14 protein-coding genes are annotated in these 14,003 nt (G+C 46.6%); 13 read left to right on the top strand and 1 reads right to left on the bottom strand.

Features of this window, described 5'->3' with window-relative positions:
- Positions 1-26 precede the first annotated feature (26 nt).
- Positions 27-470, top strand: a complete 444-nt coding sequence (locus BUB11_RS22250) for a hypothetical protein (RefSeq protein WP_242947667.1) — start codon at positions 27-29, stop codon at positions 468-470.
- A 228-nt stretch (positions 471-698) separates the two neighbouring features.
- On the opposite strand, the gene BUB11_RS22245 is transcribed toward BUB11_RS22250, so the two are convergent.
- Entirely contained in the window at positions 699-1,805 is a 1,107-nt protein-coding gene (locus BUB11_RS22245; protein ID WP_073032366.1) for an aminotransferase class V-fold PLP-dependent enzyme, read from the bottom strand.
- Between the two features lie 75 nt (positions 1,806-1,880).
- Here BUB11_RS22245 and selD point away from each other — a divergent pair, with 75 nt between their 5' ends.
- The 12 genes from selD to BUB11_RS22190 form a co-directional block, all read left to right on the top strand.
- Positions 1,881-2,903, top strand: coding sequence for a selenide, water dikinase SelD (selD, locus tag BUB11_RS22240; protein ID WP_073032365.1), 1,023 nt, complete (start codon positions 1,881-1,883; stop codon positions 2,901-2,903).
- A 12-nt stretch (positions 2,904-2,915) separates the two neighbouring features.
- A complete protein-coding gene (gene yedF, locus BUB11_RS22235) occupies positions 2,916-3,509 on the top strand; it encodes a sulfurtransferase-like selenium metabolism protein YedF (RefSeq protein WP_073032364.1) in 594 nt (197 codons plus the stop codon).
- A gap of 10 nt (positions 3,510-3,519) precedes the next feature.
- Positions 3,520-3,771 (top strand): putative Se/S carrier protein, encoded by a 252-nt coding sequence (locus BUB11_RS22230; RefSeq protein WP_073032363.1) that lies wholly within the window; start codon positions 3,520-3,522, stop codon positions 3,769-3,771.
- 211 nt (positions 3,772-3,982) lie between these two features.
- A complete protein-coding gene (locus BUB11_RS28980; RefSeq protein WP_073032362.1) occupies positions 3,983-4,348 on the top strand; it encodes a DUF3102 domain-containing protein in 366 nt (121 codons plus the stop codon).
- A gap of 340 nt (positions 4,349-4,688) precedes the next feature.
- Complete coding sequence (locus tag BUB11_RS22220) at positions 4,689-6,779, top strand: aldehyde ferredoxin oxidoreductase N-terminal domain-containing protein (protein ID WP_084110454.1); 2,091 nt, start codon at positions 4,689-4,691, stop codon at positions 6,777-6,779.
- Positions 6,780-6,785: 6 nt separating this feature from the next.
- Positions 6,786-7,316, top strand: coding sequence for a 4Fe-4S dicluster domain-containing protein (locus BUB11_RS22215; RefSeq protein WP_073032361.1), 531 nt, complete (start codon positions 6,786-6,788; stop codon positions 7,314-7,316).
- 32 nt (positions 7,317-7,348) lie between these two features.
- Entirely contained in the window at positions 7,349-8,500 is a 1,152-nt protein-coding gene (locus BUB11_RS22210; protein ID WP_073032360.1) for a (Fe-S)-binding protein, read from the top strand.
- Positions 8,501-8,560: 60 nt separating this feature from the next.
- Positions 8,561-9,352 carry a formate dehydrogenase accessory sulfurtransferase FdhD gene (gene fdhD / locus BUB11_RS22205; RefSeq protein WP_073032358.1) on the top strand — a complete coding sequence of 264 codons (792 nt, stop codon included), beginning with the start codon at positions 8,561-8,563 and terminating at the stop codon, positions 9,350-9,352.
- Positions 9,353-9,475: 123 nt separating this feature from the next.
- A complete protein-coding gene (locus BUB11_RS22200) occupies positions 9,476-12,601 on the top strand; it encodes an FAD-dependent oxidoreductase (RefSeq protein WP_073032356.1) in 3,126 nt (1,041 codons plus the stop codon).
- A gap of 2 nt (positions 12,602-12,603) precedes the next feature.
- A complete protein-coding gene (locus BUB11_RS27230) occupies positions 12,604-12,825 on the top strand; it encodes a hypothetical protein (RefSeq protein ID WP_143187695.1) in 222 nt (73 codons plus the stop codon).
- A gap of 18 nt (positions 12,826-12,843) precedes the next feature.
- The gene (locus BUB11_RS22195; RefSeq protein ID WP_073032354.1) at positions 12,844-13,611 is read left to right on the top strand and encodes a hydrogenase iron-sulfur subunit; all 768 of its coding nucleotides are present in this window, start codon (positions 12,844-12,846) and stop codon (positions 13,609-13,611) included.
- A gap of 51 nt (positions 13,612-13,662) precedes the next feature.
- On the top strand, positions 13,663-14,003 hold a 341-nt coding region (locus tag BUB11_RS22190; protein WP_073030238.1), incomplete at its 3' end, for a complex I 24 kDa subunit family protein.

Raw genomic sequence — 14,003 nt, 5'->3', positions numbered from 1 at the left:
CTATACCATTTTTCATTCAGGCGGGTTTGGTCAGCCATTTAGAAGTAGAAGAAAAGAGAAAGTACATATGTGATGTCATTAGTGTGGTTAAAGAAAGAGTAAGAACCCTGAGAGAACTGGCCGAAGCAAGTCGTTATTTTTTTCAAGAAATTATGAGCTATGACGAAAAGGGTATGGAGAAATACTTTATAAATCAAGAAGGCGTATGTACTTTGCTCTCTAAAGGTAGAGAGTGTCTAACGGCTCTAGATCATTTTGACGTGGAAAATGTTGAAAGCGTCTATCGCCAGTTAATGGATGAACTCAAGATTAAAGGCGGCATTATTATTCATCCTACGAGATTGGCCTTAACTGGTCGTACCGTCAGCCCTGGCCTGTTTGAGGTTATGGCTTTATTAGGGAAAAGGAAATGTATAGAACGCTTAGATAAGGCCATTGAATTTATTCGGAAAAAAATTAGAAAAATTTAATGGCGCCAAACGCTGGACAAATGCCTGACTGTACTAGAAAACTTCTTGGTTTTGTACTTGCCGAAAAATTTGAAAGGGAGAATGGATATGTTCTACCGATGTGCTCAAAACTAATTGAAACAAGATGTAAAAAATGGTAAGATACTAATTATTTTCTGGATATTATCTAATTAGTTCGCGAAATCAATATAGGTAAGTTTGCTCATGAGAATTCGAATACTTATTCCGTTATCGACTAGCCAAAGTACGAACGGCATCGACAGCGAATTCCGTCTCTTCTCGCGTGTTGAAATGGGAGAAAGAAAACCGGACGGAGCCGGATAGGTTGAGCCCATCGTGCATCAATGGTGCACAATGGGCCCCCGCGCGCACGGCAATGCCGTACTTCTCAAAAAGTAGACCGGCGACTTGAGCGGAATCATACCCCTCGATATTGAGAGAGACGATGGGTGTACGGAGAGGCGCAGCCAAATCGCCATAGAGCGTGACGCCGGGAGTATCTGCCAGGGAATGTGCAAACAGGCGCGCCAGTGTATCCGCCTGGTTATGGATTGTCGATAGTCCTGTGGATTGTATATATTGTACGCCAGCCAATAGTCCTGCGATCCCGTGTGCATTTTGCGTACCGGCTTCCAAAGCATCGGGCAATTCCCGAGGATGTTTGTAGTCGAAGGAATGATGGCCGCTTCCTCCAACATACAGGGATTCGGGCATGTAATTGGGTCCTAAACAGAGCCCGCCGGTGCCTTGCGGCCCGAAGAGGGATTTATGACCTGTAAAGCAAAGCGCGGATATGTTTTTCATATCGATAGGCAAAAGTCCAGCGCTTTGTGAGGCGTCTACAATGAAGTGCACGTTACGTGCTGCACATAATTCACCAATAGACTGTATATCGAATACGTTGCCTGTGACATTGGAAGCATGTGTAAGTACCACGGCCTCAGTATCTGGCCGGATGGCAGAAGAAATTGCTTCTGTCGAAATGCATCCTAAGATGTCACAAGGAATAATGGTATAATTATCCTGCCTGTATATGGGTCGCAGTACCGAATTGTGCTCTGCGGCGGTTGTGACGATATGTCCCTTGATTCCGGCAATGGCGATGTTTAAGGCGACAGTGGCATTTGGAGTGAATACAACACGCATAGGATCGTCGATAAGCCCAAAGAGTGAAGCCAAGGCTATCCGTGCTTCCATCAACATACGGAGGGCGTCAAGTGCTGGTGTATGCGCTCCGCGTGAAGCGTTGCCAAACGTATCCATGGCTCGTAAAACGGCTTTCTTGACGCTATCAGGTTTTATCAGGGTCGTAGCGGCGTTGTCCAGATAAATCATTTTTTCTCCAATCTGTACGCAGTGGTTATTTTATAATAGTATAATGCAAATATCTGTGTTAAGGAAGTGATTCTCATGATGAGTTTATTGTCAAACTGTACGTCGGGAGGTTGCGGGGCCAAGATTGGCCCAGGCGAGTTATCCAAGGTGTTAGCTGGTATGCCTGCTTTTTGTGACCCTAAGCTATTGGTTGGCTTTGATGCGTCGGATGATGCCGCCGTTTATCAAATTGATCAGGACACAGCCATTGTTTCTACGGTGGATTTTTTTTCACCGATGGTGGATGATGCCCGTTCGTTTGGTCGAATCGCAGCTGCTAATGCCTTGAGCGATGTATATTCCATGGGTGGTACACCGCTTTTTGCCCTGAATCTCGTTTGTTATCCTGAGAGAATGGAACTAGACGCCTTGGGTGAAATATTATTAGGCGGCGCGGAAAAGATCCAAGAGGCGGGAGCGGTACTTTGCGGCGGCCATTCTATCTATGACAAAGAGCCGAAATATGGGCTGGCGGTCACCGGACGTCTCGACCCGAAACGAATCTGGCGTAATAATACACCAGCTCCGGGGGATCAACTGATCCTCACAAAACCGCTTGGCATTGGCATTGTCATGGCTGCGCTGCGTGGAGAAATGGCAGATGAACAAGCAGTTCAGGCAGCGATTTCCTCCATGCAGCGGCTCAACAAATATGCGGCGGAGAAAATGCACAGTTTTCCGATCAGTGCTTGCACCGATATCACTGGATTCGGACTGTTAGCCCATGCCAGGGAAATGGCAGGGGAAGCCACATCGTTAGTATTATATAGTTCGGAGTTGCCGTATATCCCCCAGGCTTATACGTATGCCGGGGATTATCTGATAACTGCGGCTGCACAGCGCAACCGCAATCATATGCAGGGCTTTGTGGAGCTTGGCGATACACCGTTTGCCTTGCAGGAATTGATGTTCGATCCGCAAACCTCAGGAGGACTGTTTCTCAGTGCCCCGAAATCCTGTGCGCAAGAGCTGTTAAGTGCCATTCAGGAAGTGGAACCACAGGCTAGAATCGTAGGAGAAGTGCTCCTGCCACAAAATTCACCGATTTTAGTACGATAAGGAGGAGTATTCATGAATAACATTGATTGTCTTGGACAGGTCTGCCCTATACCGGTCATACGAGCAAAAAAAGCGCTGGAGGGCTTGGGGGAAGCTGGCGGCGTGGTAACTGTTTTAGTAGATAACGACATTGCCCGCCAAAATCTTCAAAAGATGGCAACGGGTCTGGGTTATCAAAGCGAATATGAGCAGAGAGAAAACGGTAATATCGAAGTTACCATCGTTGCAGGAGAAGGCTGCGCTGTGGAAAGCTGCGCGACAGACGGGGATTCGGGGCTCGTCGTCGCCATCGGCAGGAATACCATGGGCGAGGGCAGCCAGGAGCTGGGCCAAATACTGATCAAAGGTTTCATCTTTGCACTAAAGGAGCTTACGCCGCCGCCCACGCATGTTTTGTTTTTCAATTCGGGGTCATACCTTACCGGCAGTGAGTCTAACTGCTTGGAAGACCTGCGTGCTCTGGAAGCAGCGGGAACGGTTATTTTGACCTGTGGCACCTGCACCAATTATTATGAAATTACGGAGAAGCTAGGGGTCGGTGAGATCGCCAACATGTACGGCATCGTTACAGCTATGGCTGGGGCGAAGCGACTTATCAATATTTAGGAGGCTTTTTGTGTCTTATATTCTTACTTTCGCTAACACTCATGGGGCTATTTTTGCCGAAAAAACCCTCTTGCAGGCTGGCTATTCCGTAGGGGTGATGCCATTGCCCTCCGGCATCAAAGCCGGATGCGGCATTGCCCTTCGGGTAGCGGATCATCTTGTGGCAAAGGCTCTATTGCAAGAGAATAACATAGTTGTAGCGGCTGTCTATCAAGCATCGCTAAATTCACCGGACACTGTGTACAGCGAGGTCCTGGGATGAACGGAAGTCAGTCATTGGCATTCTGAACTAACACCAAAATAACGCCCTTGACTGGGGGCGTTATTTTATTTAACCTCTTTCGTGATCATGGCCTTCCGTTTATTTTATAAGCCTGCTTGTCCGGTGGGTACAGTCACACTCATAAGCTCGGCCCCATATTCTGTAATAAAGTAACAGAAGGAAGTCAAGGATCTGCTTATAAATACGGGGAATGGGGCAAGAGCTTGCCTCCCCCGACAGTGACGGCCAGCCAAATTCGTCAGCGCCGACGAATTTGACTTACACCCAGCTGCTCATCCTTCTTGGGATCACGGAAGAGGAGCGGGATGAATTTATCGCCGAGCATTATGTGGAGAGCATGACCAGATTGAATGGCAGCAGGCTGAAATTGAAAAGCATCAAAATCCTCCAATTAACCACTCAGGCCAAAAGCTTGGAGAAAGAGGTGAAGACTATAGATGAATATGGGATATTAGAGCATTTACTGACTTTATCAGATAGTAAGAGTAAATGCTTAGGAACAATTGAGTCATATATGCATTATTTAGATGCAGTTATGACTTGGCACAAGCTCTGATTAAGGAGTCTTTTTGTAGATAACGACAAATACCACTGCAATTTTGCAGTGGTATTATTATTTAAATTATTTAAATTTTCAAACAAATTAATTGATCTAAAACCGTTGGCTATTTGTTTTCGACAATTAGACAGTTAGTTTCAACTGATCGACAGTCAAATGATGTGAAAGTTAATTGAATGGCATAGCACTTGCTAGTATATAACCAAACAAAACTAAAACAAACTCAAACTACTTAAATTAAACTAAATCAAATTAAAACAAAAAGGAGGATGCGTACAAATTTCTAGGATATCAGTTGTTTTATTGTATAGAAAAAATTTACCAAAGGGGTTGGAACATGAGATACGCAGAGGCAGGATATAACTTAGAAATTGATCTAGCCACAGGAAACATTGAGAAAGTAGAAACTGACCCGAAATTAATGGAGCTTCATCTGGGGGGCCTGGGTACGGACGTCAAGATCCATTACGATAGGGTTCCTCCTGAGACTCAAGCATTTGATCCTGAAAATCTACTGATCTTCAGCGCAGGCCTTTTATGCGGTACACCTACTTTCAGTGCGAATCGTATGCTGGTTTCCACTATTTCTCCTCAGACGGGGTTACTGTGTTATCCAATGGCAGGGGGATTTTGGGCGTCGGAATTGAAGTATGCCGGTTATGACAAAGTGATCATGCGCAACAAGTCCCCAAAGCTGGTGTATATCTATATAAACAATGACAAAGTAGAGTTACGTGATGCTGCTCATTTGAAGGGGAAAGGCGCCCTTGAAGTTCAAGACCTTATAAGAGAAGAGTTGAATGAGCCGGATGCCCAGGTGTCCGCTATCGGCTTGGCTGGCGAAAATCGTTGTTTCGGGGCTTCCATTGAGCAATCCAAGTCGAGTGCCAGCCGGGGCGGCGCCGGTGCCGTTATGGGGGACAAAAACGTTAAGGCGATTGCCGTTCGTGGAACAAAGGATATTTACCTTGCCAATGGGCCTGAATTCATGAAGCAGTTGAAGATATTGGCGGATTGGATAGATCACCGCAATCATAATCCTCTTCCGAACAAAAATATCATGACGATCCATACCGGGGTTGGGTCGCCACAGGCTATGAAAATTGTTGATGAGAAATGGCATACTCAAGGTTTCGCTTGGGGAAATTCGCGCAGACGGAGAAAAACCTTTTGGAACGACGAAATTGAAAAGCAATGGACGGAGGTTCAAACAAAAGCGTTAAGGCGATTCATAAGTTGCTTTAACTGTCCCCAGCAATGCGGAGCCTTAATTACCCACGAGGATACGCCAAGATACATGGCGAAATGCTTCTCGAAACTTTCCTATATGTTTGCAGCAGAAATAGACGAACAGGGTTTTAATTGGGAAATCCTTGAGCCTGCTTTTCAGTATGGATTTGATTCATTTTCAACCCCACAAGTTTTGGCCATGGGTGTAGAGCTTCGTAAAGACGGCATTTTTACCGATGAGGATTGGGAAGGATGCCCAACCGATATAGCGGGGACATTTTTCTGGTTGCTTGACAAAATGGCCCGACGGGAAGGAAGAGTCGGAGATCTACTGGCTGACGGCTGTTATGGGGCGTGCCGAAGGCTTGGCTTGCCAGAAGGGAAGTATGATCATAATAATATTAAGAAACATGAGCAGATGTGCGTCAAACTGGGAATGATGGATCCCCTTTATTACCTTATGTATGCTACCAACGAGAAGGTAAGCATTACCCAAATGGAAGGGAACTGGCCCCAAGAGCCTTTTAGAGAAATGGCGGATAGAGAAGAGTTTGTAAAGGATTGGCCCCATCTTCCGGATGATCGGTTTAAGAAATGGTTCCTGGACTGGGAACCGCGGGGAGAATTCGCCAATCCATTTTATCCAACGAAAGAAATATCCGCTGAACTTGTGGATTGGATGGAGATGTTGCACAACATTGATGACGCCCTTGGGATTTGTTGCGGCATGGGATCGTTTTGTCTGAAGCCGGCCTATCATATCCACAATTACACGAAATTTATTAATGCAGCCACCGGGCTGAATCTAGATGAAGACGGACTGAGGAAAGCAGTCAATCGGAGCCGGAATTTACACCGTGCACTACAAAATCGGAGAGGCCTGAGAAGAAAAGATGAGGTGCCGCCGAAAGACCATTGGAAGCATAGATTTCCAGAGTATGAATACGAACTCTTATCCTATTATTATAACTTCAAGGGATGGAATATGGACGCGATTCCGACAAGAAAAAGATTAGAGGAACTAGATCTTGGTTATGTTGCAGACGATCTTGAGAAGAGAGGGATATTAAAAGACGACCCGGATCTGATTTATGTTCCCAATGATAACGTCTCGAGAGAAGAAAGCTCAATTTATCTGCAGGACGGTCAGTCGGACTTTTATATTCCCGATGATCACGTCTCGAGAAAAGAGGGATGATAAAAGATGGCCAAGATTAAGAAGAAAATCAGAACGATCAAGATTAATGCCGATTTGTGCAATGGATGTCGGACCTGTGAGGTAGTTTGCTCCGCCGGTCACGCTACACCGAGATTCAGCAGCAATAATCCGGCAAGGGCTCGTATTCATGTGATTACTCACCGACTGGAAAATATATTTCTTCCGGTATTCGCGGGTGAGAATACGCCAGCCCAATGCATGGGCAGGGAAAAGTATGTGATTGACGGAAAGGAATACGATGAGTGCTCCTTCTGCAAGGCTTCCTGCTCAGCCAGAGGCAGATTCATAGAGCCCGATTCCGGCCTCCCGTTAAGATGCGATATGTGTGAAGGTGAAGAACAGCCGCTCTGTGTTGAATGGTGCTTAAATAAGGTTCTGACTCTCGAAGAAAGGGAAGAGGAAGTCGAAGAAGAAGTGAAGCTGGGCGAGATGGAGCTTGGATTGCAATTATTAGTGGACAAACATGGCTTAGAAAAGCTGGTGGATACCATCGCTCGAATGTCCCAGAAGAGTTAAAACATTAAGGAGAAAGGAGGGGATTAGAAATAGTGGAGACAGTAGCTCCTTTCAAAGAGGCAATCGATGAAATTAAAGAGAGCGGTGCAGATGCCGTCAAATACTGCTATCAATGCGGAAAATGCGATACTGTTTGTCCCTGGAACAGGGTTAGAACCTTCAGTATGCGCAAGCTGATCCGAGAGGCAACCTTCGGTTTGACTGAGATAGAAAATGAAGAGATCTGGCGTTGTACAACCTGCGGAAAGTGTCAGCAGAGATGTCCCAGGGACGTAATGCAGATAGTCGACATGATAGCTCTGCGCAGGTTCGCCACAGGATATGGCGTTTTTCCTGAGGCTGTCAAGCCTGTCCGTGCTGCCAGCGCAGGGCTTTTTTCAGAAGGAAACCCCTTCGGTGAAGCGCGAGCCAAGAGGGCAGACTGGGCAGAGGGTCTTTCAGTCAAACCATTCACTGAAGGGATGGAAATCTTATATTTCCCCGGCTGCTACCTCAGCTATGACTCCAGATTAAAGAAGGTAGCTCGAGCCACAGTGAATATCCTCAATAAGGCGGGGGTAGATTTTGGAATACTGGGTACCCAGGAGAATTGCTGTGGAGAAAGCATTCGTAAGACGGGCAATGAGGAAGCGTTCAAACGCTTAGCGCGAGAAAACATCAAAACTTGGATCGATAATGGGGTGAAGAAAATCCTTGTTTCATCCCCTCATTGCTACCACACCTTCAAGAATGAGTATCCAGAGTTCAATGTGAACTTTGAGATTGTTCATATCTCCCAATATTTATTCGAGCTTATTAATGAGGGCCTGCTTCAGATTAACAAGGAGTATGAGAAAAAAGTGACATATCATGACCCATGTTACCTGGGCCGACATAATGGGATATATGATGAACCGCGAGAAGTGTTAAAGAAGATACCTGGTTTGGTATTGGAGGAAATGGATGAGTCTCGGGAAGATAGTATGTGCTGCGGTATGGGAGGGGGCCGGATTTGGATGGAAACTCAAAAGTCTGACAGATTCGCCAACCTTAGATTAGATCAGGCTGTTGGAGTTGGGGCTGAGGTGCTGGTTACTTCCTGTCCCTATTGCATCACCAATTTCGAGGATTGCAGGTTAGTCCTGAATTATGATGACGTTATACAGGTAAAGGACATCACGGAGATTCTCCAAGAAGTACTATAAAGGAAGGGGGACACACTTCCTGCGTAGGAATGCCCCCAAGAGGAGACGAAGGAGCGAAACATGCAAGAAGAGATTGGCATATTAGACATCCAAGGTGTGGCAGCGGACATAGTATGTGATCGCTTTTCGGACGAGGGATGGGTCAGGACCAAAGTTTACGTGCCTAGAGAGATGGAGCTGACAATCTATGTAAATGAGAAGGCCTTGGTCACTATCCTGTGCACTGCAGTCAAGCTGAATTATCTCGTCATCGGATACCTTTACGCAGAGGGAATTATCTCAGGCCTCGGCGATGTGGCGAGTATGCGGGTGAGTCTTGAGGAATCGCTGGCCGATGTGTGGCTTAGTAACCCCGATTATGAATTGCCAACGTTGCGGAAACTTGGATGCAGCGGCAGTTCAGTTTTCAAAACTCAGGGGCAGAAGGTTGATTCGGATCTTATAGCCACACCAATGGAGGTGCTGTCACTGATGAAGCAGCTGGAAGAGCAGATGGAGCTGTATCCGCTTAGTGGCGGCGTGCACACCTCAGCTCTGTCTGATACCAAGAACTTGCTGGTAGTGGCTGAGGATATCGGACGGCATAACACCTTGAACAAGATTCAGGGCGAATGTCTGTTGAGGGGCATATCACCCAGAGATCGGTTAATGCTGAGCACTGGTCGCATTTCTTCGGAAATGCTGCTCAAGGCGGCAAAGATGCAGGCCCCAATTGTTGTTTCGCGACACGCGCCGACAAAGAGCGCCATTTTGCTGGCCAGCGATCTAGGTATTGCTCTGGTTGGGCATGCGCGTGGAAGCCGCCTGGTGGTGTATTCCCACCCTGAGCGACTTAGCTGCTTATCAAATTAAGCTTGGCTAGCTTATCCGGCCGAACACGGACAGGGGCAAGGAAGAGGACGCACCTTTTTTTGGAGCAAGGCTTTAGAGTTGGCGGAATGTCCCAATTACTGAAAACGGATGAGGTGAGAGAATGTGGAAGAAGAACTGGAAGGATCTAAAGGACAGCTTGTTAAAAATCTAGCAGGCAGTAATTTTGGAGATGTAATGGTGGTCGGTGGAGGGATCAGCGGTATTCAAGCTGCTCTTGATCTTGCCACGGCAGGTTTTAAGGTCTACCTAGTTGAGAAATCACCGACCATTGGTGGAAAGATGTCCCAGCTTGACAAGACCTTTCCCACGAATGACTGCTCCATGTGCATTGAATCTCCTAAGTTTTCTGAGTGTAACAGGCATCCCAATATAGAGATCATGACCTATACTGAAGTTGACAGTGTAGAGGGGGAAGCGGGAGATTTCAAGGTAACCCTGATTAAGAAGCCCAGATATGTTATAGAGAGTAAATGCACGGGTTGTACTATTTGTGTAGAATACTGCCCTGTCAAGTCCCCTGATCGATTTAATCAAGAGATTTCAAAGAACAAAGCTATCCATATATATTTCGCTCAAGCAACTCCCCTTGTGTCTTATATCGATGAAAGTTGCCTTTTCCTTAAAGAAAAGAAATGTACAATTTGCCAATCAGTCTGTAAGTCTCACGCCATAGATTTTAATCAAACGGCGGAGAAGGTCGAAGTAAAAGTAGGGGCGATCGTTCTGTCTCCGGGCTTTGAGCCCTTTGATCCTAAGCTCAAGAATGACTATGGCTATGGAAAGTTTGAGAATGTGGTAACTAGTCTTGATTATGAACGGCTGTTATGTGCCACTGGGCCATACGAAGGGGAGATCCTGCGCGCTTCCGACAAGAAGCATCCCCATAAAATTGCTTGGATTCACTGCGTTGGTTCCAGAACGGTCATCCCGGGCGGTAACAGCTATTGTTCAGGCGTATGTTGCACGTATACGCAGAAACAGGTGATTTTGACAAAGGACCATGACGATGAGGCCGAGTGTACCATATTCCATAACGATATACGTTCCTATGGCAAGGATTTTGAACGATTCTACCAAAGAACAGAGAAACTTCCCGGGATTCGATTTGTCAGAAGCTACGTATCCATAGGAAAAGAGATTCCGGAAAGCAAGAATGTTACGATTAGGTATTCTACTCTTGAGGAGGGAGTCAAAGAGGAAGAATTCGATATGGTGGTATTATCCGTGGGATTGAATCCTCCGGCTGATGTGATGGGCTTGGCAAATAAGTTCGGCATCGAGCTCAATTCTCACGGATTCTGTAAAACCAATCCTGTTAATCCTATGGAGACCTCTCGCCCGGGAATTTTTATAAGTGGAGCCTTCCAAGGTCCCGTAGATATCCCCGAGTCGGTAGTGACTGCCAGTGGGGCTGGTTCCCAATGTGGTGAACTCCTTGACTATCGGCGAGGGGGTCTAGCCAAAGCCAGGGTCTATCCGCCGGAAAGAGATACTTCAAAAGAGGAGCCTAGAGTGGGTGTCTACGTTTGTCATTGTGGAGCGAATATCGGAAGAATCGTCGATGTTCCTTCCACCGTTGAATATGCGCTGACGTTACCGAATGTTGTCCACGCTGAAGACAGCCTCTTTATATGTTCAACTGAGGCTGCGGCAAAACTGTCAAAATCGATTCGGGAAAAAGGGCTCAATCGTGTAGTTGTTGCCGCCTGTACCCCCAGGACACATGAGCCGCTCTTTCGGGACACTCTTCGGGAAGCGGGAATTAATCAGTATTATTACGACATGGCTAATATTAGGGAACATTGCTCCTGGGTCCACTCGAAAGAAAAGGAGAAGGCCACTCAGAAGGCACAAGATATTGTCAGGATGTCGGTAGCCCGAGCTTGTCGTTTGGAGCCCTTGCAGGAATTTGATCTGCCCGTCAACAAGGCTGTCTTAGTGCTCGGCGGCGGCTTAGCAGGACTGACCAGTGCTCTGAGTGTGGCCAACCAGGGCCATGAGGTTTACTTGGTGGAAAAGGATACAGATTTAGGTGGAATGGCACGCAGAATCCATTACACTTTGGAAGGGCTGAATGTTCAACAGTATTTGAGTGATGTCATCCGTAAGGTTTACCAGCACCCCTTAATCCATGTCTATACCGAGGCTGCCATCGCAGAGACGGGCGGTTTTGTGGGGAACTTCGTAACAAAGGTGAAATCGAAAGGAAGGCTCGCCGAGATAAGCCATGGAGCAACCATTCTCGCTACAGGTGCTGAAATATACCAACCCGCTGAATACCTTTATGGTGAAGATGAAAGAGTAATGACCCACCTGGAGTTGGAGGGTAAAATCGCCCAAGGGGATGAAAGGCTGCTGAACTCCCAGAGTTTGGTGATGATTCAATGTGTAGGCTGCAGAAATGAAGACCGAAACTACTGTAGTAGGATATGTTGCAGCGAGTCTATCAAAAACGCCCTGAAACTAAAAGAGCTAAACCCCCAGATGGATATCTACATTCTGTTCAGGGATATCAGAACGTATGGCTTCAAAGAGGATTATTACCGGGAAGCGGCCAGTAAGGATGTAAGGTTCATCCGCTATGAGCCGCAGGATAAACCTCAGGTGGAAGCAACAGTCAATGAGGATGGCCGGAGTGTCTTAAGGGTTAGGGTGACGGATCTCGTTTTAGGGAAGAAACTGGAAATGGATGCTGATGCCCTGGCTTTAGCTGCTGCCGTTATTCCGTCAGCGGGAAGTCAGGAAGCAACCAAGTTATTCAAGGTGAATACGAGTTTAGATGGCTTCTTCCAGGAAGCCCACGTCAAACTAAGACCGGTTGACTTTAGCACAGACGGCATTTACCTGTGTGGGATAGCTCACTATCCCAAGCATATATCGGAAACCATCAGCCAGGCTTATGGTGCTGCAGGCAGGGTCTTGACTCTTCTCTCCCATGATACTGTGGTAGCCTCCGGCTCTGTTTGCGAGGTGAATGAGAGTCACTGTATTTCGTGTGGAGCATGTATTGCAGCCTGCACCTATGGTGCCATAGAGTTTCATGATACCCCCCAAGGCAGAAAGGCTGTGGTTAATCCTGTTCTCTGTAAGGGAGATGGTCTCTGTAACGCAAAGTGTCCAACAAGGGCTATTTCACTGAAGCACTATACCAATGATGAGCTCATGAGTCAGATTGACGCGGCGATTCCCAGACTTGTTGAAAGTCCGCTAGTGAACTCGTTCAACTAAAGTTGAACATAGAGATTTACGCCGAAGGCGCACATCCTCTGACGAATACTTCCGCTCCTAAGATGGGGCCTACCTCCTTGGCCGCGAAGTATTCCTGTCAGGAAAGGGCGGCTCGGCGGAACCCTCCACTGAAGGCTTTTGTCACCGAAGCAGAGTGCGAAGTATCAATGCCACTTGTAGAAGTGGGAGTCTCACGATTGGATGAACAAAGCCTGAATTACTAACTAAAGAGGTGAGATAGAATGAGTGCAGAACTTGCGTTTAAACCAAGGATCTTAGGCATGATTTGCAATTGGTGCACCTACGGAGGGGCGGATCTTGCGGGAGTATCTCGTTTTCAATACCCCACTTATATAAGGCTTATAAGGGTGATGTGCTCCGGCAGAGTTGAGCTGGAACATATACTTCGAGCTTTTTCAAATGGACAAGACGGGGTGTTTATCGGCGGTTGTCATCTTAACGACTGCCATTACAATACTGAAGGAAATTACGATGCCATAAGAATGGTGTTGCATGGTAAAAAGATATTGGAGCACATAGGGGTGAACCCCGAAAGATTAAGGCTTGAATGGGTATCTGCAGGTGAAGGAATCCGATTCGCCAATATTATGAATGAATTTAGCACGAAGATCGAGAATTTAGGACCTCTTGGCAAAAGCGAAGGGATCGACGAAAAAACCTTAAAGTCCAAACTCGAAGCAGTTACAAACCTAGTCCCCTATATTAAGCTGGTGGAAATGGAGCGACTAAGAGTAAGATTTAAATCGGATGAAGAGTATCATAGATTTTTCATCAGTGAAGAGTTCAACAGGTTATTTGATGAAACAGTAGGAGAGAAATTGGCAATCAGCCAAATTATTTCCCTCTTGCGAGAAGGACCCCAGACAACCGGAGAGATCGCTAAGGTTTTAGACCTGACCCCATCTGAAGTATCAAGACACCTGAATAGTTCGTCAAGGCAAGGATTAGTTAGGTATGAGGAAGGCCGGAAGTGCTTTGCCCTGGCCTAAGGTGAAAGAGCAGACCGTGGATTAGGGGAAGGAGGTCAGGACAAAGAAGTTATGGATAACGATGCAATTGATAAGATTTTAGATCAATATCAGGGCCAAGCCGGTTCTCTGATTCGAGCCATGATGGAGATTCAGGAAGAGGAACATTGGCTTCCCAGAGAAGTATTAGCGAAGATCAGTGTAACATTGGGGGTACCCTTTAGTCGGGTTCTGCGAATCGCTTCCTATTATAAAACCTTCAGTTTGACTCCCAAAGGACGTCATGAAATTCAAATTTGTACGGGCACCGCCTGTCATATTCGGGGTGCGCAAGAGGTTCTCGATGCGGTGGAAGAACTGACCGGAATTAAACCTGGCGAAACGGATTTGGATCAGAAGTTCAGCTTGGAGAC

Source organism: Desulfosporosinus lacus DSM 15449 (assembly GCF_900129935.1).
Taxonomy (GTDB): domain Bacteria; phylum Bacillota; class Desulfitobacteriia; order Desulfitobacteriales; family Desulfitobacteriaceae; genus Desulfosporosinus; species Desulfosporosinus lacus.
This window is presented reverse-complemented; position numbering and strand designations above follow the sequence as displayed.

What these genes read in the sequence shown, in the direction of transcription:
- BUB11_RS22245 (WP_073032366.1), bottom strand. Translation starts at nt 1,805, where the DNA reads ATGATTTATCTGGACAACGCCGCTACGACCCTGATAAAACCTGATAGC.
- selD (WP_073032365.1), top strand. Translation starts at nt 1,881, where the DNA reads ATGATGAGTTTATTGTCAAACTGTACGTCGGGAGGTTGCGGGGCCAAG.
- yedF (WP_073032364.1), top strand. Translation starts at nt 2,916, where the DNA reads ATGAATAACATTGATTGTCTTGGACAGGTCTGCCCTATACCGGTCATA.
- BUB11_RS28980 (WP_073032362.1), top strand. Translation starts at nt 3,983, where the DNA reads ATGGGGCAAGAGCTTGCCTCCCCCGACAGTGACGGCCAGCCAAATTCG.
- BUB11_RS22220 (WP_084110454.1), top strand. Translation starts at nt 4,689, where the DNA reads ATGAGATACGCAGAGGCAGGATATAACTTAGAAATTGATCTAGCCACA.
- BUB11_RS22215 (WP_073032361.1), top strand. Translation starts at nt 6,786, where the DNA reads ATGGCCAAGATTAAGAAGAAAATCAGAACGATCAAGATTAATGCCGAT.
- fdhD (WP_073032358.1), top strand. Translation starts at nt 8,561, where the DNA reads ATGCAAGAAGAGATTGGCATATTAGACATCCAAGGTGTGGCAGCGGAC.
- BUB11_RS22195 (WP_073032354.1), top strand. Translation starts at nt 12,844, where the DNA reads ATGAGTGCAGAACTTGCGTTTAAACCAAGGATCTTAGGCATGATTTGC.